Genomic DNA, 23,291 nt, shown 5'->3' on the forward strand with positions numbered 1-23,291 from the left:
ATAGAAATGCAACTGAACAAAGTGCTGAAGGGGCTGATGATCGCTCTGCCTGTAATGGCAATCGCGGCGTGTTCTTCCAACAAGAATGCAAGCAACGACCAGAGCGGCGAAGGCATGATGGGTGCCGGCACTGGTATGGACGCTAACGGTAACGGCAATATGTCTTCTGAAGAGCAAGCGCGTCTTCAGATGCAGCAGCTGCAGCAGAACAACATTGTTTACTTCGATCTGGACAAGTATGACATCCGTTCTGACTTCGCTGCGATGCTGGATGCGCACGCAAACTTCCTGCGTAGCAACCCATCTTACAAAGTCACCGTAGAAGGTCATGCTGACGAACGTGGTACTCCTGAGTACAACATCTCCCTGGGTGAGCGTCGTGCGAACGCCGTTAAGATGTACCTGCAGGGTAAAGGCGTTTCTGCTGACCAGATCTCCATCGTTTCTTACGGTAAAGAAAAACCTGCAGTATTGGGTCATGACGAAGCGGCTTACTCCAAAAACCGTCGTGCCGTACTGGTTTACTAAGAGAATTGCATGAGCAGTAACTTCAGACATCAACTCTTGAGTCTGTCGTTACTGGTTGGAATAGCGGCCCCCTGGGCCGCTTTTGCTCAGGCACCAATCAGTAGTGTCGGCTCCGGCTCGGTCGAAGACCGTGTCACTCAACTCGAGCGTATTTCTAACGCTCACAGTCAGCTTTTAACCCAACTCCAGCAGCAGCTCTCTGATAACCAAAACGATATTGATTCTCTCCGTGGTCAGATCCAGGAAAGTCAGTATCAGTTGAATCAGGTTGTCGAGCGTCAGAAGCAGATCCTGTTGCAGATCGACGGCCTGAGTAACGGCGGCGCTGCAGCGCAACCCGCGGCAGGCGATCAGAGCGGGGCGGCAACAGCCACTCCGGCACCGGCCGCAGATGCGTCAGCTTCGACAGGCGCGCCTGTACAGAGCGGTGACGCAAATACTGACTACAACGCAGCTATTGCCCTGGTGCAGGATAAATCGCGTCAGGACGATGCCATTGCGGCGTTTCAGAACTTCGTGAAAAAGTACCCTGACTCAACTTATCAGCCAAATGCGAATTATTGGCTTGGTCAGTTGAACTACAACAAGGGTAAAAAGGATGATGCGGCGTTTTATTTTGCCTCTGTGGTAAAAAATTACCCAAAATCGCCAAAAGCCCCTGATGCCATGTTTAAGGTCGGCGTCATCATGCAGGATAAAGGCGACAGCGCGAAAGCGAAGGCCGTTTATCAGCAGGTGGTCGCGAAGTACCCAGGCACCGAAGGTGCGAAACAAGCGCAAAAACGTCTTGGATCGATGGGTTGAGTGTCGCATGACCAGAAATCGCGTTATTTCTGGTCGTGCCGCCTGATTCGTAAGCAGTTAAGTGATCTTCGTCGAAATTTTTGTTGCGCTGAATTCTTAAATCAGTAATATATGCCGCCGTTGCCAAGGGATATCGAACAGCCCGAAAGCCGCGAAAAAAGTGGGTCGTTAGCTCAGTTGGTAGAGCAGTTGACTTTTAATCAATTGGTCGCAGGTTCGAATCCTGCACGACCCACCACTTAAGATTTTCCTGTAGTGCCCTGTAGTGCCCTGTAGTACGGCGTTGGGTGATTAGCTCAGTTGGTAGAGCACCTCCTTTACACGGAGGGGGTCGGCGGTTCGAGCCCGTCATCACCCACCATCGGGTCGTTAGCTCAGTTGGTAGAGCAGTTGACTTTTAATCAATTGGTCGCAGGTTCGAATCCTGCACGACCCACCAATACTACAAAATTCAGGCAACACCCGAATGGGTCGTTAGCTCAGTTGGTAGAGCAGTTGACTTTTAATCAATTGGTCGCAGGTTCGAATCCTGCACGACCCACCAGCCTGAATAAAAATTTGCAAGTCCCGAAAGGGGTCGTTAGCTCAGTTGGTAGAGCAGTTGACTTTTAATCAATTGGTCGCAGGTTCGAATCCTGCACGACCCACCAATGTAAAAAGGCGCCCTAAAGGCGCCTTTTTGCTTTCCAAATATTGTGACTTTTTTCCCTCAACGCGCTATCTTGTTTAGTATACAAAACACAATTGTCGTATCTTTCGTTCATAACGCAAAAGAGAGACATTATTGTTAAGCCAGTAAAACGAGAAGCAATGATGAGCGTGATGTTTGATCCTGAAGCCGCAATCTATCCTTTCCCGCCCAAGCCCGTGCCTTTAAACCGGGACGAAAAACAGTTCTACCGTGAAAAAATAAAGCGCCTGCTGAAGGAGCGGGATGCGGTAATGGTCGCACATTACTACACCGATCCCGAAATCCAGCAACTGGCCGAAGAGACAGGCGGTTGTATCTCCGATTCTCTTGAAATGGCGCGCTTTGGTGCGAAACATCCAGCCTCGACGCTGCTGGTGGCTGGCGTTCGCTTTATGGGCGAGACGGCAAAGATCCTCAGCCCGGAAAAAACCATTCTGATGCCTACGCTCAATGCGGAGTGTTCTCTGGATTTAGGCTGTCCGATCGACGAATTCAGCGCGTTTTGCGATGCCCATCCGGACAGAACCGTCGTTGTTTACGCCAACACCTCCGCCGCTGTCAAAGCGCGTGCAGACTGGGTGGTCACCTCCAGTATCGCCGTTGAACTCATTGAGCATCTGGATAGCCTCGGGCAGAAGATCATTTGGGCGCCGGACAAACATCTGGGCAACTACGTGCAGAAGCAAACTGGCGCGGATGTGTTGTGCTGGCAGGGTGCGTGTATTGTGCACGACGAATTTAAAACTCAGGCGCTGGCACGCATGAAAGCCCTCTATCCTGACGCCGCGATCCTTGTCCACCCGGAGTCACCTCAGTCGGTAGTCGATATGGCTGATGCGGTGGGGTCCACCAGCCAGCTGATCAACGCCGCGAAAACGCTGCCGCAGCAGAAGCTGATCGTCGCCACCGATCGCGGCATCTTTTATAAGATGCAGCAGGCGGTTCCGGACAAAGAGCTGTTCGAAGCCCCAACAGCCGGAGAGGGCGCCACGTGCCGCAGCTGCGCACATTGCCCGTGGATGGCGATGAATGGCCTTAAGGCGATTGCTGAAGGGCTGGAGTCAGGCGGGGCGGCACATGAGATCCATGTGGACGCTGCGTTGCGTGAGGGGGCGTTAATTCCTCTTAACCGTATGCTCGATTTTGCGGCTACACTACGCTCCTGAGATGAGATAACGCGTATCAGTACGCTCTGGGGAAAAGATGGATTTTTTTAGCACGCAGAATATCCTGGTTCATATACCAATCGGGGCGGGCGGCTACGACCTGTCATGGATTGAAGCTATCGGCACCCTGGCGGGGCTGCTCTGCATTTGGCTCGCAAGTCTGGAGAAGATCAGCAACTACGCGTTCGGCCTGATTAACGTCACGCTGTTCGCGATTATCTTTTTCCAGATCCAGCTCTATGCCAGCCTGCTGTTGCAGCTCTTTTTCTTCGCCGCGAATATCTACGGCTGGTACGCATGGTCCCGGCAAAACAGCGCTCAGGAAGCGGAGCTACAGATTCGCTGGCTACCTCTGCCAAAAGCCATTGCCTGGCTCGCGGCCTGTGTCGTCGCCATTGGCCTGATGACGGTCTACATCAATCCGGTATTTGGTTTCCTGACGCGGGTGGCAGTGTCGGTGATGTCCAGCCTGGGATTAAACGTCACTATGCCTGAACTGCAGCCCGATGCGTTCCCGTTCTGGGATTCCTGCATGATGGTGCTGTCGATCGCGGCGATGATTCTGATGACGCGTAAATACGTCGAGAACTGGCTGCTGTGGGTCATTATTAACGTGATAAGCGTGGTGATCTTCGCGTTGCAGGGCGTCTACGCCATGTCGCTGGAATATCTGCTCCTCACGTTTATCGCCCTGAACGGCAGCCGGATGTGGATTAACAGCGCGCGTCAGCGTGGCTCCCGCGCGCTGTCCAGTTAATGGTGGTGATGGTGTGAATGGTCGGGCTGCGTCTCATTGAGATGGCAGTCCGGCCCGCTACAGGTCTGATACTCCATCTGAATAGTGGCGTGCGAAATCTCGTAGTGGTGCTCCAGGAAGTGCTGAATGCGGCCCAGAAGTGCATCGTGATCGTGCGGAGGGATCACCTGGACATGCAGGGTCATCACTGGTTTCTCCCCCACCAGCCAGACATGCACATGATGAACATCGCGCACTTCCGGAATATCCCGGCACAGCTTGCGCTTCAGCGCCGAAATATCCAGCGAAACGGGCGCACCCTCCAGCAGTTCGTTCACACTCTCGCGTAACAATCCCCATGCACTGCGCAGCACCAGGCAGGAGACCAGCACCGACAAGATGGGGTCGATCGGCGTCCAGCCGGTGGAGATAATCACCAGTGCCGCCACAATTGCCCCGACCGAGCCCAGCAGATCGCCCAGCACGTGTAACGCGGCCGCGCGGACGTTGAGGTTTTTCTCTGCGCTACCGCGATGCAAAATCCAGAAGGCGAGGACATTGGCCAGCAACCCGGCCACGGCAATCACCATCATCGTCGTTCCGGCGACAGGCTGCGGGTCGCGGAAGCGCTGGAACGCCTCCCAGACAATCAAAATCGTAATCACCACCAGCGCAATGGCATTGACGAAAGCGGCGAGAGTCGTGAGACGCAGCCAGCCGAAGGTATGGCGCGCGTTAGGTGGACGGCGGGAAAACTGCACGGCGATCAGCGCAAACAGCAGCGCTGCGGCATCCGTGAGCATATGGCCCGCATCCGCCAGTAATGCCAGTGAGCCAGAAATCAGCCCACCGATAACCTCGATAACCATAAACGTGGCTGTGACGCCGAAAGCCAGCATCAGACGTTTAGCGTTTTCGTCCCCTGGAGAGTGTGAATGCGAATGCGTGTGCGCCATGAACTCTGTCCTGATGAGTAATCATTCTAAGTGTAGATTTTTTAACATTTTGCACAAAAAAGAAAGGAGAGCCTTCGCTCTCCTTCATTTATCCGATCCGACTCGTATTACTGCGTTGTGCCATCGGTTTTGGTATCAACATCGTTGTTGATGCCGTTGCCGGTTTCAACTTTCTTATTGATGTCCGGACATTTCCCGTCTTTACACATCGAGTTTTTGTGTATTTCATCCTTGGTCATCCCGTCATGGTTCATGGTGCCCGAGTCGGTCCCGTTCGGGTGCAGCATGGTACCGCCGCTGGTTCCGCTGCCCGTGTTGATATTACTGTTATCAACATTGTTTGGCGCCACGTTCTGTTTGGCGTCCGGCGCGACCTGGCCTGCTGCAGCCGCAGCGTTCGCCTGGCCATTATTATCGGAACCCGTAGAATCTGCTGCAAGCGCTGCGCCGCTCGCCATGGTCAGGGTTGCTGTCAGGAAAAGGGTTGCCAGTTTAGTCATTTTCATCATGCTGCTCCTGTTCTGGTCGTTATTTGCTGGATAACTTCTTCCAACAGTGCATCCGCGAAATCAATCGCTGAGTGGTCAAAGATTCTATTATCTGAACTTATGTCAGGATGGAATCACGTTTAAATGCATAAACAGAGTGGTTACATTTAAAAAGTTTAGGGCAGATCTCGTTATTCGCTACTTTGTCGCGTTTTTTAGGGTAATTCCAGGAATTATCCGTGCGAAGTGTAAAAGCCCGTTTACACTTCCAGGCTGACAAGTTAGATTGAAAGGATTGCATTCATTACTAAAAATATGTCAGAGCCGGAACGATCATGAATTATCAGAACGACGATTTACGCATTAAAGAGATCAATGAGTTATTACCCCCTGTAGCGCTCCTTGAAAAATTTCCCGCCACGCAAAATGCCGCCAACACGGTTTCTCATGCCCGCAAAGCGATCCATAAGATCCTGAAAGGTAACGACGATCGCCTGCTGGTGGTGATTGGCCCTTGTTCCATTCACGATCCTGCGGCGGCAAAAGAGTATGCTGCGCGCCTGCTGACCCTGCGTGAAGAGCTGCAAGGCGAGCTGGAAATCGTCATGCGCGTCTATTTTGAAAAACCACGCACCACGGTGGGCTGGAAAGGGCTGATTAACGATCCGCACATGGATAACAGCTTCCAGATCAACGACGGGCTGCGCATCGCGCGCAAACTGCTGCTGGAAATTAACGACAGCGGATTACCGGCCGCAGGCGAGTTCCTGGACATGATCACCCCGCAATATTTGGCCGATCTGATGAGCTGGGGCGCGATTGGTGCGCGTACCACGGAATCTCAGGTTCACCGCGAACTGGCGTCGGGCCTCTCGTGCCCGGTCGGTTTCAAAAACGGTACCGATGGCACCATGAAAGTGGCGATCGACGCCATCAATGCCGCCGGTGCGCCGCACTGTTTCCTGTCGGTCACCAAATGGGGCCACTCTGCTATCGTCAACACCAGCGGGAATGGCGACTGCCATATCATTCTGCGTGGCGGTAAAGAGCCTAACTACAGCGCAAAACACGTCGCAGAAGTGAAATCGGGCCTCGAAAAAGCGGGTCTGTCGCCGAATGTGATGATCGATTTCAGCCATGCTAACTCCAGCAAGCAGTTCAAAAAGCAGATGGAAGTGGGCGCGGACGTTTGCCAGCAGCTGGCTAACGGCGAGAAAGCCGTGATTGGCGTGATGATTGAAAGTCACCTGGTGGAAGGTAATCAAAGCCTGGAGAGCGGCGAGCCGCTGGTTTACGGGAAGAGTGTCACTGACGCCTGCATCGGCTGGGAAGATACGGACGCGATCCTGCGCCAGCTGGCAAACGCGGTTAAAGCGCGTCGCGGTTAATCCTTCTTAACCCAATAAAAAAGCGTGGATTGCTCCACGCTTTTTTTATATCGGGCGAATCATTACTTCGCTTTACCCTGGTTCGCTACCGCCGCCGCTTTCGCTGCGATTTCGTCAGCGTTACCCAGATAGTAACGTTTGATTGGGTTGAAGTTCTCATCGAACTCATACACCAGCGGTACGCCCGTTGGTATGTTCAGTTCAAGGATTTCGTCTTCGCCCATCTTATCCAGGTATTTCACCAGCGCACGCAGGGAGTTACCGTGAGCGGCAACGATGACGCGCTCACCGCTTTTAATGCGCGGCAGAATGGTGTCGTTCCAGTAAGGCACAACGCGATCGATGGTCAGCGCCAGGCTTTCGGTCTGAGGCAGCTCAGCATCAGTCAGTTTCGCGTAACGTGGATCGTGGCCCGGATAACGCTCATCGTCTTTGGTCAGCTCTGGTGGGGTTACCGCAAAACCACGACGCCACTGCTTAACCTGCTCGTCACCGTATTTTTCAGCGGTTTCAGCTTTGTTCAGGCCTTGCAGCGCACCGTAATGACGCTCGTTCAGCTTCCAGGATTTCTCAACCGGCAGCCAGGCCTGGTCCAGTTCGTCCAGCACGTTCCACAGAGTGTGGATGGCACGTTTCAGCACAGAGGTATAAGCAAAATCGAAGCTGAAGCCTTCATCTTTCAACAGTTTACCTGCAGCTTTTGCTTCGCTTACGCCTTTCTCAGACAGATCAACATCATACCAACCGGTGAAGCGGTTTTCGTTGTTCCACTGGCTTTCGCCGTGGCGCACCAGGACCAGCTTAGTTACAGCCATATTGCACTCCTTAAGCTTATTGAATGATAACAATTCTCATTATATTGCCGTGATCGCTCAGGCGGCAACGCTTAACCCTAACCATAGCGAAAATAGTGGCCCAGTGTAAGATGCTTGTGAATTGAGGGTTATGATTTTGTCCGCGATCGACGCTATTTTCAGCAAGACGGACAAAAAAAGCCCTCAGCATGAGGGCCTGGCGGGATGCCGTTCGGGTGGCCGGGGAAACAACGCGCCACCCGACGTCATTAGCGGGCGATAAACTGATAAACGGTCTCGCTCACATATTCCTGGCCCGGACGCAGAATGCAGTCAGGTTGCGGCCACTCGGCATGGTTAGGGCTGTCCGGCAGAAACTCACTTTCAAGCGCCATACCCTGCCAGTCGTGGTAATCACCCTGTTCGCGCGCAGGCGTACCGCCGAGGTAGTTCCCGGAATAGAATTGCAGGGCGGGAGCGCTGGTATACACCGTCATCTGCAGCTTTTCGTCGGCGGACCACACCTGAGCGGCAGGCTGAGTAGCATCTCCCTTCGCCTGCAGCAGGAATGCGTGGTCATACCCTTTCACGTTGCGCTGATGGTCGTCGCTCAGGAAATCCGTTGCGACGGTTTTCGCGCTGCGGAAATCAAAGCTGGTGCCCTCTACGGACTTCAGTCCTTCAAGAGGAATTCCCATCGCATCGACCGGTAAATACGTATCGGCCAGGATCTGCAATTTGTGATTGCGCACATCCGTCTGATCGCCGTCGAGATTGAAATAGGCGTGGTTGGTCAAATTGACCGGACAAGGCTGGTCGACCGTCGCGCGGTATTCAATACTGATACGGTTATCGTCCGTCAGGCGGAAGAGGGCAGAGGCGGAGAGGTTACCGGGGAAGCCCTGATCGCCGTCGGCGGATTCCAGCGCAAACAGCACTTCGCTGTCATTCTGCTGCACGATACGCCAGCGGCGTTTATCAAAACCTTCCGTGCCGCCGTGGAGCTGATTCTCACCCTGGCTTGGCACTAAGGAATAGGTTTTGCCGTCCAGATCGAAGCGGCTTTTGGCGATACGGTTAGCGTAGCGTCCGACAGAGGCGCCCAGGTAAGCCGCCTGGTTGACGTACTGTTCCGGCGATGCGCAGCCGAGCAGGGTCTCGCGCACGCTGCCGTCTGGCATGGGTACGCGGGCAGAGAGTAGCGTTGCGCCCCAGTCCATCACCGTCACCACCATTCCTCCGCTGTTACGCAGGGTCAGCAGGCGATACGGCAGACCGTCAGGGGCGAGGGTTGGCGTTTCGTTTAGCACTGTCCAGCTCCTTGGGTTGCTTTACAGACATAGAAGGTCTCTTTGATACCGGTTTTGGCTTCATACTGTTTCGCCACGGCATCCTGAACGGCGGGAACCAGCTCTTCCGGGATCAGCGCCACAATGCAGCCACCAAAACCGCCGCCGGTCATGCGCACGCCGCCTTTCTCGCCGATGGTCGCTTTCACGATCTCAACCAGCGTATCAATTTGCGGAACCGTGATCTCGAAATCATCGCGCATGGAGGCGTGGGATTCCGCCATCAGTTCGCCGATGCGTTTCAGATCGCCTTTCTCCAGCGCAGAGGCTGCTTCCACGGTTCGGGCATTTTCGGTCAGAACGTGACGCACGCGTTTGGCGACGACCGGGTCCAGTTCGTGCGCCACTTTATTGAATTCGTTTAACGAAACATCGCGAAGTTTAGGCTGCTGGAAGAAGCGCGCCCCGGTTTCACACTGCTCGCGGCGGGTGTTGTACTCACTGCCGACCAGCGTGCGTTTGAAATTACTGTTGATAATCACCACCGCCGCGCCTTTCGGCAGGGAGACGGCTTTGGTGCCCAGCGTGCGGCAATCAATCAGCAGCGCATGCTCTTTTTTACCAAGCGCAGAAATCAGCTGGTCCATAATCCCGCAGTTACAGCCGACAAACTGGTTCTCCGCTTCCTGGCCGTTGAGGGCGATTTGCGCCCCGTCCAGCGGCAGATGATAAAGCTGCTGGAATACGGTGCCAACCGCCACTTCCAGAGAGGCAGAGGAACTCAGGCCTGCACCCTGCGGAACATTACCGGTGATCACCAGATCTGCGCCGCCGAAGTTTTTATTGCGCTTTTGCAGGTGTTTAACTACTCCGCGCACGTAGTTTGACCACTGCTGGGTATCGTGAGCCACAATCGGCGCATCAAGGGAAAACTCGTCGATCTGATTGTCGTAATCGGCGGCAATCACCCGCACGTTGCGGTCGTCGCGTTTGGCGCAGCTGATAACGGTCTGATAATCGATCGCACAAGGCAGAACGAAACCATCGTTATAGTCGGTGTGCTCACCAATCAGATTAACGCGGCCAGGAGCCTGTATCGCGTGGGTGGCAGGGTAGCCGAATTTTTCAGCAAACAGGGATTGTGTTTTATCTTTCAGACTCATTTATTAGACTCCTGATTCGCGGTAGTGGACATCGCTGACGGCGCGAAGACGTTCTGCCGCCTGTTCTGCTGTCAGATCGCGCTGGGTTTCTGCCAGCATCTCATAGCCCACCATAAATTTACGCACCGTCGCGGAACGCAGTAGCGGCGGATAAAAATGGGCGTGTAACTGCCAGTGCTGATTCTCTTCGCCATTAAACGGCGCGCCGTGCCAGCCCATGGAATAGGGGAAAGAGCACTGGAACAGATTGTCATAGCGGCTGGTCAGTTTTTTCAGCGCCAGTGCCAGATCGTCACGCTCGGCATCGCTCAAATCGGTAATGCGTAGTACATGGGCTTTTGGCAGCAGCAGCGTCTCGAACGGCCACGCCGCCCAGTACGGCACTACGGCGAGCCAGTGCTCGGTTTCAACGACCGTGCGGCTGCCGTCAGCCATCTCGCGCTGAACGTAATCCGCCAGCAGCGCTGACTGGTTTTCGTCGTAATAAGCTTTTTGCAGACGATCTTCGCGCTCAACTTCATTTGGCAGGAAGCTGTTCGCCCACACCTGGCCGTGCGGATGCGGGTTAGAGCAGCCCATCGCCGCCCCTTTGTTTTCAAAAACCTGCACCCACGGATAATCCTGTCCCAGCTCGGCGGTCTGCTGTTGCCAGGTGTTGATCACGTCGGTGAGGGCGCCGAGGCTCAGCTCCGGCAGCGTTTTGCTGTGGTCCGGCGAGAAGCAGATCACGCGGCTGGTGCCGCGCGCGCTTTCGCAACGCATCAGCGGATCGTCACTTTCCGGGGCATCCGGCGTGTCGGTCATCAGGGCGGCAAAATCGTTGGTAAACACATACGTGCTTTGGTAATCCGGATTTTTATCGCCGGTGACGCGGGTATTCCCCGGACACAGGAAGCAGTCCGGGTCATGCTGAGGCAGCGTCTGTTTCGCCGGCGTCTCTTGCGCGCCTTGCCATGGGCGCTTCGCACGATGCGGAGAGACCAAAATCCATTGCCCGGTTAACGGGTTATAACGCCGATGCGGATGATCGACGGGGTTGAATTGCGTCATGTCGGATCCTTAATCCGGATAGCCCTGGGGATGGCGTGACTGCCAGTGCCAGGTATCCTGTGCCATTTCATCCAGTGTGCGCGTGACACGCCAGTTCAGCTCTTTATCAGCTTTGGAGGCGTCTGCCCAGTACGCGGGAAGATCGCCATCGCGGCGTGGCGCGAAGTGATACGCCACCGGTTTGCCGCAGGCTTTACTGAAGGCGTTAACCACGTCCAGCACGCTGCTGCCCACGCCAGCACCGAGGTTGTAAATATGCACGCCGGGTTTATTCGCCAGCTGCTGCATCGCCGCCACGTGACCATCGGCCAGATCCATGACGTGAATGTAGTCGCGCACCCCGGTGCCATCTTCGGTTGGGTAGTCGTTGCCAAAAATTGCCAGCGAGTCGCGGCGGCCCACGGCCACCTGCGCGATGTAGGGCATCAGGTTATTCGGGATGCCCTGCGGATCTTCGCCCATATCGCCTGACGGATGTGCGCCAACCGGGTTGAAATAACGTAGCAGAGCGATGCTCCAGTCCGGCTGTGCTTTTTGCAGATCGGCCAGAATCTGTTCCACCATCAGCTTGCTTTTGCCGTACGGGCTTTGCGGCGTGCCGGTCGGGAAGCTTTCGACATAAGGAATTTTAGGCTGATCGCCGTAGACGGTGGCCGATGAGCTGAAGATGAAGTTTTTCACGTTCGCGGCGCGCATCGCGGAGATCAGGCGCAGGGTACCGTTCACGTTGTTATCGTAGTATTCGAGAGGCTTAGCGACGGATTCGCCGACCGCTTTCAGGCCCGCAAAGTGAATCACCGTATCAATGGCGTGGTCGTGAAGGATTTCGGTCATCAGCGCTTCGTTGCGGATATCGCCTTCCACAAACGTGGGCTGTTTTCCGCCAAGGCGCTCAATGACGGGCAGCACGCTGCGCTTACTGTTGCACAGGTTGTCGAGGATGATGACATCATGGCCATTTTGCAGCAGTTGCACACAGGTATGACTTCCAATGTAACCGCTACCACCCGTTACCAGAACTCGCATATTTCGCTCCATTAGGCTTATGGTATGTAATAACCATAGCATAACAGAGACGTGAAAAGTGTGACATGGGATAAAATAGTGGAATCGGTTACACTGAATCACGCACGCGAATTTGTAATGAGATGGCCCATTATAAATCAAAGAGATAACAATGTATTACTGCAGGTTGTCTGAAAAAGAGGGGCACGCCCCTCTGAGAGAACGATCAGCGAATGCGGCTTAACTCATAGCGATAATGCTCGCCGTCAGGAACAAACTCCAGCCGGTGGGTGATACAGGACGGCGCATCTTCCGCATGGTGGGAAACGAACAGCAGTTGTGTTTCGCCTTCGCTGATTAAAACGTCCACAAAGCGGCGAATCAGCTGGCGATTAAGCGGGTCGAGACCCTGCAGCGGTTCATCCAGAATCAGCACCGTAGGGTGCTTCACCAGCGCGCGGACGATCAGCGCCAGCCGCTGCTGTCCCCACGATAAACTGTGAAACGGCGCATCCGCCACGCGTTTATCCATCCCCAGAATATCCAGCCACTCCTGCGCCAGCTTGTGCTGTTTGTCAGAAACCGCCTGATAGATACCAATGGAGTCGAAATACCCCGACAAAATCACGTTTCGCACCGTGGTACTGACGCGGTAATCGAGGTGCAGGCTGCTGCTGACGTAGCCGATGTGTTTTTTGATATCCCAGATGGTTTCACCGCTGCCGCGACGACGGCCAAACAGCGTCAGATCGTTACTGTAACCCTGGGGATGATCGCCGGTAATCAGGCTCAGCAGCGTGGATTTCCCCGCGCCGTTGGGGCCGGTGATCTGCCAGTGCTCACCGGGGTTCACCGTCCAGCTCAGTCGATCGAGAATTGGGCGATCGTTATAAGAGACAGTACCGTTTTTCAGCTCGATGCGCGGCTGGTGGTTGTCCAGCAAATGCCGCGCCGAAGGGGCGTCTGGCTCGGGGAGTGCAATGCCGTCGAGTTTTTCGCTGTGTGCCAGCTGGGCGATCAGGGCCTGCTGTAGCAGCGCCTCTTTTTCGCCGGTTTCCGTCAGACAACAATCCGCCAGCACGCCCGCGTACTGCACAAAATCGGGGATCTCATCGAAACGGTTCAGAACCAGCACCAGGGTATAGCCCTGCTGGTTCAGCGTCGCGAGCAGGGAGGCCAACTGCGCGCGGGATTGCACATCCAGCCCGTCGAACGGCTCATCGAGGATCAACAGATCCGGCTCGTTCATCAGCGCCTGGCAAAGCAAAGTTTTGCGCGTCTCCCCCGTCGAGAGGTACTTAAAGCGTCGCTCCAGCAGGCCTGTAATGCCGAAAAGTTCGGCCAGCTGCTGGCAGCGAGCAGCGTCTTTTCTTTCGTCCTGGATAATTTCTGCGGTGGTGCGGCCCGTATCCTCTTCGCCTGGGCTCAGCAGGTCGGTGTTATTGCGCTGCCACTCGTCGCTGACCAGTTTTTGCAGCTGTTCGAAGGAGAGGCGCGTGATGCGGGTAAAACTGCACTGACGTTCGCCCTTAAGCAGGGTGAGCTCACCCGCAAGCGCGCGAGCCAGCGCGGACTTGCCGCTGCCGTTGGTGCCGACAAACGCCCAGCTTTCGCCGGCGCGCAAGGTGAGGTCGGGCAGTGAGAGAGTTCGTGTGTCGCTAAGACGAAACGTGCCTTGCGAAATTTGCAATGATGACATGACTTATCCCATTTTTTGCAGCGATATGCATCAGGGATACTCACTGGCGGCAGGTTTGTCAACGCACTTAGCACAACGTGGCGATAATCACCCGGTCAGCATTAAAATATGCGGTGACGTCAGCGCCTTCCGATAAATCTTCTGCTTCGGCCAGCGGGACCGTGGCGCACAGCACTTGCCCGTCGGGCAGGGTCATAAGCACTTCACTCTGTTCGTCGCCGCGCGCAATGTGGCTGATCTTTCCGTGCAACTGGTTATCGGCGTCTTGGGCCTGCTTTTCATCCAGCGTGATATTCACCCACGGCGCTTTCAGCAACACCAGCACCTCTTTGCCTTCGTCCAGCCCCAGCCGTTCGCCGCTCTGCGCGGTGATCGCCACTTTGAGCCGCGTCGTGCCGTCGGCCAGCAGAATATCCACGTGCTGCTGAACCTGGTCGCGATCGCGTGCAGTCACGGTGCCAAACCACTGGTTTCGCGCGCTGGTTTGCAGGGAGAAGCGGGAGATGGCGGCCAGCAGGCTGTCGAGGGGTAACGCGTCGTCGTCGCTCAGTACATCGAAGGCTTTTTGCTGGATCTGTGCCAGCAGATCGTAGAGCTGAATCAGGCGCTGGCCGTAGCGGGTTAGCATCGCGCCGCCGCCGCCCTTGCCACCGGTCGCCCGATCCACCAGCGTCTGTTCGCTCAGGCTGTTCATCTCATTGATGGCGTCCCAGGCACTTTTGTAGCTAATGCCCGCATTCTTTGCGCCCTGGCTAATTGAACCGGTTTGTTCTATCTGTTTAAGCAGGGCAATACGTCGCGGATCGGCGAAAAGCTTCTGCTGAAGTCGAAGGGTAAGGAGGATTTCGGCCTGCATAGACGGTGTCCTGGCAAAAAGCGTATTGTGACCCAATTGCCCGACAGCGCAAAGCCTACCGCACAAAAGGGGATGTTTTTCTGACTTTTCAGGGTAGAATACGCCATTCACAGTGTCTGGAGAAAACCATGTTAGAGTTGTTGAAAAGTCTGGTATTCGCCGTGATCATGGTACCCGTAGTGATGGCCATCATCCTCGGCGCCATCTACGGCCTGGGTGAAGTGTTCAACGTCTTTTCGAACATCGGTCACAAAGACCAGCCTAAAAAGCAGCATTAATTCCTCCCAAAACGCCCGGTCAGTCCGGGCGTTTTGCTCTCAAGTTTCTGCCTCTCCCGCCGATAGTAGTTTCAGAATCAGCTTTGTTTACCCCTTAAACGGTACGATTTAACGCTAGGTTATCCCTGCAGTTATCGTTATATTTGTATGTATATAACGACACTCACAGGAGCTACAAATGGCACGTACATGGTTACGCCTTTTCGCAGGGGCAACACTGACACTTACCGTCGCCGGGCAGGTACTGGCTGACGAAGGGAAAATCACGGTCTTTGCGGCGGCGTCGCTGACCAACGCGATGCAAGACATTGCGGCGCAGTATAAAAAAGAGAAAAACGTCGATGTGGTTTCGTCGTTCGCTTCGTCTTCAACGCTGGCTCGCCAGATCGAAGCCGGTGCGCCTGCGGATCTGTTTATTTCTGCCGATCAGAAATGGATGGATTACGCGGTGGAGAAAAAATCGATCGATACGGCCACCCGCGAAACCCTGCTGGGTAACAGCCTGGTGGTGGTCGCGCCAAAAGCCAGCGCGCAGGGCGAGTTCACCATCAACAAAGAGACTAACTGGACCAGCCTGCTGAAAGACGGGCGTCTGGCGGTGGGCGATCCGGACCACGTTCCGGCAGGCATCTACGCGAAAGAAGCGCTGCAAAAACTGGGTGCGTGGGATACATTATCCCCGAAACTGGCTCCGGCTGAAGATGTGCGCGGCGCCCTGGCGCTGGTGGAGCGCAACGAAGCGCCGCTGGGAATTGTCTACGGTTCCGATGCGGTTGCCGGTAAAGGTGTGAAAGTGGTTGGGACCTTCCCGGAAGATTCGCACAAGAAAGTGGAATACCCGATCGCCATTGTTGATGGACATAAAAATGCGACGGTCAGCGCCTTTTACGACTATCTGAAAGGGCCTGAAGCGTCTGCCATCTTTAAACGTTACGGATTTACGACTCACTAATGATATTGACCGATCCTGAATGGCAGGCCGTGCTGCTGAGCCTTAAAGTCTCTTCCCTGGCAGTTGCCTTTAGTTTGCCCTTTGGGATCTTCTTTGCCTGGCTACTGGTTCGCTGCCAGTTTCCGGGCAAAGCCCTGCTCGACAGTGTGCTTCATCTTCCTCTCGTGTTGCCGCCGGTGGTGGTCGGGTACTTATTGCTGATCGCAATGGGGCGACGCGGTTTTATCGGCCAGTGGCTGTATGACTGGTTCGGCCTGACGTTTGCTTTTAGCTGGCGCGGCGCGGTTCTGGCGGCGGCAGTGATGTCTTTCCCGCTGATGGTGCGCGCGATACGCCTGGCGCTGGAAGGGGTGGACATCAAGCTGGAGCAGGCGGCGCGTACTCTCGGTGCCGGGCGCTGGCGGGTGTTTTTCACCATTACGCTGCCCCTTACGTTGCCGGGGATTATCGTCGGTACGGTACTGGCGTTTGCCCGTTCTCTGGGTGAATTCGGCGCGACCATTACTTTTGTTTCAAACATCCCCGGCGAAACGCGGACCATTCCGTCGGCGATGTACACCCTGATTCAAACGCCGGGCGGGGAAGGGGCTGCCGCACGGCTGTGCATTATCTCCATTGTGCTGGCGCTGGTGTCGCTGCTGATTTCTGAATGGCTGGCGCGTCTGAGCCGCGAGCGGATGGGGAAATAATCATGCTGGAACTCAACTTTACTCAAACGCTCGGTAACCACTGTCTGGTGCTCAACGAAACGCTGCCCGCCAGCGGAATTACCGCCGTCTTTGGCGTTTCGGGCGCGGGAAAAACCTCGCTGATTAATGCCATCAGCGGGCTGACGCGCCCGCAAACCGGGCGGATCGCGCTGAACAATCGCGTGCTTCACGACGCGGAAAATAAAATTTACCTGGCCCCTGAAAAACGGCGCATCGGCTATGTGTTCCAGGACGCGCGCCTGTTTCCGCACTATAAAGTGCGCGGCAATCTGCGCTACGGCATGGCGAAAAGCATGGCCGGTCAGTTTGATAATCTGGTCGCGCTGCTGGGTATTGAATCGCTGCTGGACCGGCTTCCGTCGTCGCTCTCCGGCGGTGAAAAACAGCGTGTGGCGATTGGCCGCGCGCTGTTAACCGCACCGGAACTCCTGCTGCTGGATGAGCCGCTGGCGTCGCTCGATCTGCCGCGTAAGCGCGAGTTGTTGCCTTATCTGCAACGCCTGGCGCGGGAAATTAACATTCCGATGCTCTATGTCAGCCACTCGCTGGACGAGATTCTGCATCTGGCGGACAACGTGCTGGTGCTGGAAAACGGCAGCGTGAAGGCCTTTGGGCCGCTGGAAGAGGTGTGGGGCAGCAGCGTGATGTATCCGTGGCTGCCGAAAGAGCAGCAGAGCAGCATCCTGAAGGTCAGCGTGCTGGAGCACCATCCGCACTACGCCATGACGGCGCTGGCGCTGGGCGATCAGCATCTGTGGGTCAATAAGATCGACAAGCCGCTGCAATCCGCGCTGCGTATACGCATTCAGGCGTCGGATGTTTCTCTGGTCCTCCAGCCGCCGTTGCAAACCAGTATTCGTAATATTTTGCGCGCGAAAGTGGCCCAGTGTGTGGATGATAACGGCCAGGTGGAAGTACAGCTGGAAGTGGGCAGCAGAAAGCTATGGGCGCGCATCAGCCCGTGGGCCAGGGATGAGCTTGGTATCAAACCTGGCCTGTGGCTTTACGCGCAGATCAAGAGTGTCTCGATCACCGCCTGATCACAGCAGATGGGTGTAAATGTACTGCGCGATGCTGTCGGTGGTGTTGTCGCCAATGACCACGTTGGCGCGCGCTTTCACGGCATCGTCGGCATTGCCCATCGCCACGCCAGTGCCGGCAGCCTCCAGCATGCTAATGTCATTGTAATTATCCCCGAAAGCGATCACGTCTTTCATCGACCCGCCCTGAGATTCAACAAACTGCGTCAGGCGTTTGCCTTTGCTGTTGCCTTTACGCGCGATATCCACCTGATCGTGCCAGGACCATTCGCACTCCAGCCCCAGCGTCTGCTCAACATGTTTCGCGAACGCGTTCAGCTTGTTCGTATCTTCGTCCGTCAGAGCAAACTTCCAGATAGCATCGACGTCGGCGGCCGCCTGGCGTAGGGATGAGACCTGCGTAAAGACCGGACGCTGGGCCTCGGGCAGTGACAGCGCCCAGTTGCTGGTACGGATGACATGCCCGGTCGGGCGCTCATAGACCATGGCGTTATCCACGTACATCAGGCCGTGAATGGCGTGCTCATCCAGCAGATCAATCAGTTGTAACGCCTCAACCACCGGCAGCGGATCGGACTCAAGAACCTTTTTTGCATGATAATCATACAAATAAGTGCCATTACAACAAATTGCAGGTGTATCTAACGCCAGTGCCTGATAAAAAGGATGAATGGCAACGTGATGTCGACCGGTAACAATCAGGAGTTGATATCCCGCTTCCTGAGCACGTTTCAGTGCTTCGAGCGAAGAGGGGAGCAGGGTTTTTTGCGGGGTTAACAGCGTACCGTCTAAATCCAGAGCAATCACACGCGAGGTCATTTGTTCTTCCGGGTTAATGTTGAATTATGGTCTTAGGGGATGGTACACCGAGAGGCGTGACCCACAAAATGCCAGGCTAAAATTCAGCATTCACCGTTAAAAAGTTAATCACTTTCACGCGCAGTGAGGAGAGGAGTATTCATGAAACAAACCGTTTATACCGCCAGTCCTGAGAGCCAGCAGATCCACGTCTGGCGTTTGAATGCGGAAGGCTCGCTCACGCTGGTGCAGGTTGTTGATGTGCCGGGACAGGTGCAACCGATGGTTGTCAGCCCGGATAAACGTTTTCTGTACGTAGGCGTGCGTCCTGAGTTTCGCGTGCTGGCCTACCGCATTGCACCGGACGATGGTGCCCTGACCTATACCGCCGAAGCGCCGCTCCCGGGCAGCCCGACGCACATCTCGACCGATCGCAAAGGTCAGTTCATCTTCAGCGGTTCTTACAATGCGGGCTGCGTGAGCGTCACGCGTCTGGAAGATGGCCTTCCGCGCGACACCGTGGAAGTGGTTGAAGGGCTGGAAGGTTGCCACTCGGCCAATATCTCTCCGGACAACCGCACGCTGTGGGTTCCGGCGCTGAAGCAGGATCGAATCTGCCTGTTTACCTTAAGCGACGACGGCCATCTGGCTGCGCAGACCCCGGCGGAAATCACCACCGTTGAGGGCGCAGGCCCGCGCCACATGGTATTCCACCCGAATCAGCAGTACGCCTATGTGGTGAATGAGCTAAACAGCTCTGTTGACGTGTGGGCACTGAACGATCCGAACGGCAAGATTGAACGCGTTCAGACCCTGGACATGATGCCGTCAGACTTTACCGACACCCGCTGGGCCGCAGATATTCACATCACCCCGGATGGTCGTCATCTGTATGCCTGCGACCGTACCTCAAGCCTGATTACCATTTTCAGTATCTCTGAAGATGGCAGCGTGCTGGCAATCGAAGGCTTCCAGCCAACCGAAACCCAGCCGCGCGGCTTTAACATTGATAACAGCGGTAAATTCCTGGTGGCGGCGGGGCAGAAATCCCACCACATCGCGCTGTATGAAATCAAAGGCGAGCAGGGCCTGCTGGAAGAGAAAGGCCGCTATGCCGTAGGCCAGGGGCCAATGTGGGTGGTGGTAAACGCGCACTAAGCGGCGTAAAAAAAAACCTCGCAGTTGCGAGGTTTTTTTATGCCCGGCGTTCGGGATTACTGCTTCGGCTCTGCAACCACTTTGCTGCCCAGACCGCGGTTGTTGTATTCCCACATGCGGTTGAAGTTAGCGTCGTTCAGGTTGCGCTGTACATTTCCTTTATCATCCATCGCGCCGGTGTTACCGGAGTAAGGACGTTTGGAGATCGCCGCGTCGGCCCATGGTTTTGCCATGTTAAAGCCTTCGTTAATCACGCTGTCGCGGATCACGACCTGACCGTTGGTGGCAGAGTCGATGTCCAGCGAACGTCCCAGCTGCGCCACGCCGTCACCGGCTGCGGTAAAGCGGCTGTTCACGGCCAGGAAGCCGTAGAACATGTTGGACAGCGTTGCGGGTGCAAACACGTAACCTTCCTGCTGAGTACGGGAGTTCACCACGCGGAATTCAGTGTTATCAAACACCACTGCGCCGCGACCGGAGACGATATCCACATCACCTTCGATATAGCTGTTGGTGACCTGAGTACGGGTCAGACGGTTATTCTGCAGGGTGTTCTGCACACCGCTGTTGGTCACGAAGAAGGTGTTCTGACGACCCAGAATGTTCACGTTGTTGATCTGAACTTTGTCGCCGTCAGTACGCAGCGCCACAGCCTGATGGTTACCCGCATCCACGCTGTCACCCAGGGTGTTCTGAATGGTCAGGTTCTGCAGTTGCAGGCCGTTGTTCTGCGACCAGAACACCGCCGAGCACATCATGCCGATAGTGGCGCTCTGCTTGCTCTGGCAGCTGTCGAACATATACCACGCTGGTTTGCCCGGCATATATTTACCGGCCGGGTTCACCAGGTGACGCCAGGTGTTGCGGTCGATTTCAGAGTCGATCGCCAGACCGATTTTCACGTCAATCGCTTTATCACCGGTACCGTAAATCGTAATGCTGCCCGGTGCGGCGGGAACGTAGACCGTCCCTTCGTACTCGCCTGGCAGAATTGCGATGTACTGGCGTGATGCGCTGTGTTTCGTGATGGCAGCGTCAACGGCAGCCTGAATGCTGGTGTGCGTCACGCCCTGCGTGCCTGCCGGGCCAACCACGAAGTTAGGCTGCGCAGGAACGCTAATAGAAGAAGGCGTCCACGGTGCCGCGTTCGGGTCCATGGCAGTGTAATAATGTGCGGCGGTGAAGTTTTTCGCTTCGCCAGCAGACAGAATTGGGCGAGATGCCGTGCCTGGTGCGGCCTGCTCAGAGGGCAGCTGGTCAGGTGGCGTTGAGCTGCACGCTGACAGTGTCACGCCAAAGGCGAGTGCCAACGCCAGACGAGAAATCCTGGAAATGTTCAAGGGAAAGCTCCTTGCTTCGCGAGTCTTAACGGGATGATCGAAATAGCCTGCTTTTTTATACTAAGTTGAGCGAAACGGGAAGATGAAATACGAAAAAGTTGCATATTTCACCCGCGCCCGGCGGGGAAGTCGTCACAAATAAATAACAATTTCCGTAAAGCCGGTTGACACGGGCAAACGAATGAAAATAAATGTCTATACAACCCATGACAAGCGGAAGTCCCATGCAGCAGCTTCATCCCGACGATCTTATCTGGCGTAACGCACGACTGGCGACCATGAACCCTGATGAACCCGCACCTTACGGCCTGCGTGACAATGCGGCTCTGGTGGTACGCGGCGAGAGGATTGTGGCGATTATCCCTGAAACGGCGGTCCCGGTTGCACATGCTCATCAGGTCGACCTCGGGGGACGACTGGTGACACCTGGTCTGATCGATTGTCACACCCATCTGGTGTTCGGTGGCGATCGCGCCGCGGAGTGGGAGCAGCGTCTGAACGGCGTCTCTTATCAGACCATCAGCGCCCAGGGCGGCGGAATCAATGCGACCGTGGCCGCCACCCGCGAAAGCGATGAACAATCATTACTGAAGCGGGCGGAACAGCGTCTGCATCGCCTGATGCAGGAAGGCGTCACCACCCTTGAGATCAAGTCGGGTTATGGCCTGAATGCGCAGACCGAAGAGAAAATGCTGCGCGTCGCCCAGACTCTTGCGCAAAGCCATCGAGTTGAAATCAGCCCAACGTTGCTCGCCGCCCACGCCGTGCCGAAGGAGTACCGTCAGGATCCGGACGCTTATCTGACGCAGGTTTGCGAGCAGATCATGCCGACTCTCTGGCGCGAAGGGCTGTTTGAAGCGGTGGACGTATTTTGCGAGAACGTCGGCTTCACGCTGTCGCAAACCGAGCGGGTATTTCAGGCGGCCGCCGCGCGGGGCATTCCCGTCAAAGGCCATGTCGAACAGCTTTCCAGGCTGGGGGGCGCCGCATTAGTGAGCCGCTACCACGGCTGGTCAGCCGATCATATTGAGTATCTCGATGACGCGGGGGTCAAGGCGATGGCGCACAGCGGCACGGTCGCAGTGCTGCTTCCCGGCGCGTTCTACTTCTTACAGGAACGCCAGCGCCCGCCTGTCGACCAGCTGCGTAAACAGGGCGTGCCGATGGCTGTCGCCACAGACTACAACCCCGGCACCAGCCCGTTTGCCAGCCTGCATCTGGCGATGAACATGGCCTGCGTGCAGTTTGGTTTAACGCCGGAAGAGGCATGGGCAGGCGTGACGCGTCACGCGGCACAGGCGCTGGGTCGGGGGGCCACCCACGGTCAGCTCAAGGCCGGTTTTGTCGCTGATTTCGTCGTCTGGGATGCCGAGCGGCCGGTGGAAATGGTCTACGAGCCGGGGCGTAATCCGCTCTATCAGCGTGTATTTCGAGGGAAAGTATCATGACACTGTGGCGGCCAACGCCCGCTGATCTCTGGCAGGGGCGCGACGACAGCAGCGAAGCCAGCAACGCGCTGCGAATTTTTCAGACTATCGCCCAGACCGATCGTTTTGCGCCCAAAAGTTCAGGCATTGCACTGTTAGGTTTCGAGTGTGATGCAGGCGTGTGGCGCAACCATGGGCGGCCCGGTGCCGCGCAGGCGCCCGACGTGCTGCGTAAAGCGCTGGCAAACATGGCGAGCCACAGCGGGCACGACACGCTGACCGATATGGGCACCATCGCCGTTGCGGGCGATCGGCTCGAAGATGCTCAGCGCGCGCTGAGTGATGCGGTGCTGGCCTGCCAGCAGTCGGGCATGCGCACGCTGGTGTTCGGCGGCGGCCACGAAACGGCCTGGGCCCACGGTCGCGGCGTGCTGGATGCCTTTCCTCACGAACGCGTTGCGATTATCAATCTCGACGCGCACCTTGATCTCCGCAAGGCCGACCACGCCACATCAGGCACGCCTTTCCGCCAGCTCGCGCAGTATTGCGAGGCGCAGAATCGCGAGTTTCAGTACGCCTGTCTGGGCGTCAGCCGGGCGGCGAATACGCAGGCGCTGTGGGACGAAGCGGCCCGCCTCAACGTGACGCTGGTGGAAGATCTCGATTTTCGCCGGGAGGCTTTACCAGTGTTGGGAAGCGTTCTGGCGCAGGCCGACCGCGTCTATCTGACCATCGATCTCGACGTACTGCCCGCCGGTGAAATGCCTGCCGTCTCAGCCCCGGCGGCGCTCGGCGTGTCGGCGCTGGATATAATGCCGGTGATTGGCGAAATCTGTCGCAGCGGAAAACTGCAGGCAGTAGATTTGGTCGAGTTTAATCCAATATACGATCGCGACGGACAGGGCGCGCGGCTCACGGCGCGTCTGGCCTGGCAAATTGCTCACTGGTGGGCATAAATCATTTTAAGGAGTAACC

At 55.9% G+C, this 23,291-nt stretch carries 23 protein-coding genes and 5 tRNA genes; 17 read left to right on the forward strand and 11 right to left on the reverse strand.

Features of this window, described 5'->3' with window-relative positions; all coding sequences use genetic code 11:
* The first annotated feature begins 6 nt into the window (after window positions 1–6).
* The 9 genes from pal to pnuC all read left to right on the forward strand — a co-directional run bounded on the left by pal (window position 7) and on the right by pnuC (window position 3,946).
* Complete coding sequence (gene pal, locus C0560_RS06485; protein ID WP_003858578.1) at window positions 7–528, forward strand: peptidoglycan-associated lipoprotein Pal; 522 nt, start codon at window positions 7–9, stop codon at window positions 526–528.
* Between the two features lie 9 nt (window positions 529–537).
* Window positions 538–1,332, forward strand: a complete 795-nt coding sequence (cpoB, locus tag C0560_RS06490) for a cell division protein CpoB (protein WP_181827498.1) — start codon at window positions 538–540, stop codon at window positions 1,330–1,332.
* A gap of 162 nt (window positions 1,333–1,494) precedes the next feature.
* Window positions 1,495–1,570: transfer RNA gene (locus C0560_RS06495), tRNA-Lys, on the forward strand.
* 47 nt (window positions 1,571–1,617) lie between these two features.
* Window positions 1,618–1,693 (forward strand) — tRNA-Val (locus tag C0560_RS06500).
* Window positions 1,694–1,695: 2 nt separating this feature from the next.
* Window positions 1,696–1,771, forward strand: a tRNA-Lys gene (locus tag C0560_RS06505).
* Between the two features lie 29 nt (window positions 1,772–1,800).
* Window positions 1,801–1,876, forward strand: a tRNA-Lys gene (locus C0560_RS06510).
* 30 nt (window positions 1,877–1,906) lie between these two features.
* Window positions 1,907–1,982, forward strand: a tRNA-Lys gene (locus tag C0560_RS06515).
* 163 nt (window positions 1,983–2,145) lie between these two features.
* Entirely contained in the window at window positions 2,146–3,189 is a 1,044-nt protein-coding gene (nadA, locus tag C0560_RS06520; protein ID WP_102105249.1) for a quinolinate synthase NadA, read from the forward strand.
* Window positions 3,190–3,226: 37 nt separating this feature from the next.
* The gene (pnuC, locus tag C0560_RS06525; protein ID WP_100777161.1) at window positions 3,227–3,946 is read left to right on the forward strand and encodes a nicotinamide riboside transporter PnuC; all 720 of its coding nucleotides are present in this window, start codon (window positions 3,227–3,229) and stop codon (window positions 3,944–3,946) included.
* Here the strand turns inward: pnuC and zitB are convergent.
* Entirely contained in the window at window positions 3,943–4,881 is a 939-nt protein-coding gene (zitB, locus tag C0560_RS06530) for a CDF family zinc transporter ZitB (RefSeq protein ID WP_102105247.1), read from the reverse strand. The two genes, pnuC and zitB, sit on opposite strands and share 4 nt — an antisense overlap.
* A 107-nt stretch (window positions 4,882–4,988) precedes the next feature.
* A complete protein-coding gene (locus C0560_RS06535; RefSeq protein WP_100777159.1) occupies window positions 4,989–5,387 on the reverse strand; it encodes a YbgS-like family protein in 399 nt (132 codons plus the stop codon).
* A gap of 317 nt (window positions 5,388–5,704) precedes the next feature.
* Here C0560_RS06535 and aroG point away from each other — a divergent pair, with 317 nt between their 5' ends.
* Entirely contained in the window at window positions 5,705–6,757 is a 1,053-nt protein-coding gene (gene aroG / locus C0560_RS06540; protein ID WP_102105245.1) for a 3-deoxy-7-phosphoheptulonate synthase AroG, read from the forward strand.
* 62 nt (window positions 6,758–6,819) lie between these two features.
* Here aroG and gpmA read toward each other — a convergent pair whose 3' ends face one another.
* The 7 genes from gpmA to modE all read right to left on the reverse strand — a co-directional run bounded on the left by gpmA (window position 6,820) and on the right by modE (window position 14,613).
* Window positions 6,820–7,572 (reverse strand): 2,3-diphosphoglycerate-dependent phosphoglycerate mutase, encoded by a 753-nt coding sequence (gpmA, locus tag C0560_RS06545; RefSeq protein ID WP_102105244.1) that lies wholly within the window; start codon window positions 7,570–7,572, stop codon window positions 6,820–6,822.
* 248 nt (window positions 7,573–7,820) lie between these two features.
* On the reverse strand, window positions 7,821–8,861 hold the full coding sequence (gene galM, locus C0560_RS06550) for a galactose-1-epimerase (RefSeq protein ID WP_248859853.1): 1,041 nt from the start codon (window positions 8,859–8,861) through the stop codon (window positions 7,821–7,823).
* Window positions 8,855–10,003: a galactokinase gene (gene galK, locus C0560_RS06555; protein WP_123429247.1), complete on the reverse strand. Its 1,149-nt coding sequence runs from the start codon at window positions 10,001–10,003 to the stop codon at window positions 8,855–8,857. The genes galM and galK overlap by 7 nt, the downstream gene beginning before the upstream one ends.
* A gap of 3 nt (window positions 10,004–10,006) precedes the next feature.
* Window positions 10,007–11,053 (reverse strand): galactose-1-phosphate uridylyltransferase, encoded by a 1,047-nt coding sequence (galT, locus tag C0560_RS06560; RefSeq protein WP_100777154.1) that lies wholly within the window; start codon window positions 11,051–11,053, stop codon window positions 10,007–10,009.
* 9 nt (window positions 11,054–11,062) lie between these two features.
* Window positions 11,063–12,079, reverse strand: coding sequence for a UDP-glucose 4-epimerase GalE (gene galE / locus C0560_RS06565; RefSeq protein WP_100777153.1), 1,017 nt, complete (start codon window positions 12,077–12,079; stop codon window positions 11,063–11,065).
* 205 nt (window positions 12,080–12,284) lie between these two features.
* Window positions 12,285–13,757 carry a molybdate ABC transporter ATP-binding protein ModF gene (gene modF / locus C0560_RS06570; protein WP_248859854.1) on the reverse strand — a complete coding sequence of 491 codons (1,473 nt, stop codon included), beginning with the start codon at window positions 13,755–13,757 and terminating at the stop codon, window positions 12,285–12,287.
* 67 nt (window positions 13,758–13,824) lie between these two features.
* Window positions 13,825–14,613, reverse strand: a complete 789-nt coding sequence (gene modE / locus C0560_RS06575; RefSeq protein WP_100777151.1) for a molybdenum-dependent transcriptional regulator — start codon at window positions 14,611–14,613, stop codon at window positions 13,825–13,827.
* A gap of 128 nt (window positions 14,614–14,741) precedes the next feature.
* Here modE and C0560_RS06580 point away from each other — a divergent pair, with 128 nt between their 5' ends.
* The 4 genes from C0560_RS06580 (at window position 14,742) to modC (ending at window position 17,593) form a co-directional block, all read left to right on the forward strand.
* Window positions 14,742–14,891 (forward strand): AcrZ family multidrug efflux pump-associated protein, encoded by a 150-nt coding sequence (locus C0560_RS06580; RefSeq protein WP_072241805.1) that lies wholly within the window; start codon window positions 14,742–14,744, stop codon window positions 14,889–14,891.
* A gap of 178 nt (window positions 14,892–15,069) precedes the next feature.
* Window positions 15,070–15,843, forward strand: coding sequence for a molybdate ABC transporter substrate-binding protein (modA, locus tag C0560_RS06585; protein ID WP_100777150.1), 774 nt, complete (start codon window positions 15,070–15,072; stop codon window positions 15,841–15,843).
* Window positions 15,843–16,532, forward strand: coding sequence for a molybdate ABC transporter permease subunit (modB, locus tag C0560_RS06590; protein WP_100777149.1), 690 nt, complete (start codon window positions 15,843–15,845; stop codon window positions 16,530–16,532). The genes modA and modB overlap by 1 nt, the downstream gene beginning before the upstream one ends.
* A 2-nt stretch (window positions 16,533–16,534) precedes the next feature.
* A complete protein-coding gene (gene modC, locus C0560_RS06595) occupies window positions 16,535–17,593 on the forward strand; it encodes a molybdenum ABC transporter ATP-binding protein ModC (RefSeq protein ID WP_102105236.1) in 1,059 nt (352 codons plus the stop codon).
* Here the strand turns inward: modC and C0560_RS06600 are convergent, their stop codons facing one another.
* The gene (locus tag C0560_RS06600; protein WP_248859855.1) at window positions 17,594–18,412 is read right to left on the reverse strand and encodes a pyridoxal phosphatase; all 819 of its coding nucleotides are present in this window, start codon (window positions 18,410–18,412) and stop codon (window positions 17,594–17,596) included.
* A 141-nt stretch (window positions 18,413–18,553) separates the two neighbouring features.
* Here C0560_RS06600 and pgl point away from each other — a divergent pair, with 141 nt between their 5' ends.
* Window positions 18,554–19,549, forward strand: coding sequence for a 6-phosphogluconolactonase (gene pgl / locus C0560_RS06605; protein WP_100777146.1), 996 nt, complete (start codon window positions 18,554–18,556; stop codon window positions 19,547–19,549).
* Window positions 19,550–19,605: 56 nt separating this feature from the next.
* Here the strand turns inward: pgl and C0560_RS06610 are convergent, their stop codons facing one another.
* Window positions 19,606–20,889, reverse strand: a complete 1,284-nt coding sequence (locus tag C0560_RS06610; RefSeq protein ID WP_100777145.1) for a putative acyl-CoA thioester hydrolase — start codon at window positions 20,887–20,889, stop codon at window positions 19,606–19,608.
* A gap of 224 nt (window positions 20,890–21,113) precedes the next feature.
* Here C0560_RS06610 and hutI point away from each other — a divergent pair, with 224 nt between their 5' ends.
* Together hutI and hutG are read left to right on the forward strand one after the other, a co-directional pair.
* Window positions 21,114–22,337: an imidazolonepropionase gene (gene hutI, locus C0560_RS06615; RefSeq protein WP_248859856.1), complete on the forward strand. Its 1,224-nt coding sequence runs from the start codon at window positions 21,114–21,116 to the stop codon at window positions 22,335–22,337.
* A complete protein-coding gene (gene hutG, locus C0560_RS06620; protein WP_248859857.1) occupies window positions 22,334–23,272 on the forward strand; it encodes a formimidoylglutamase in 939 nt (312 codons plus the stop codon). Before hutI ends, hutG begins: the two co-directional genes overlap by 4 nt.
* The last annotated feature ends 19 nt before the right edge of the window (window positions 23,273–23,291 follow it).

Origin of the sequence: Lelliottia sp. AC1 (assembly GCF_023278595.1) — a bacterium.
Lineage (GTDB): Bacteria > Pseudomonadota > Gammaproteobacteria > Enterobacterales > Enterobacteriaceae > Enterobacter > Enterobacter nimipressuralis.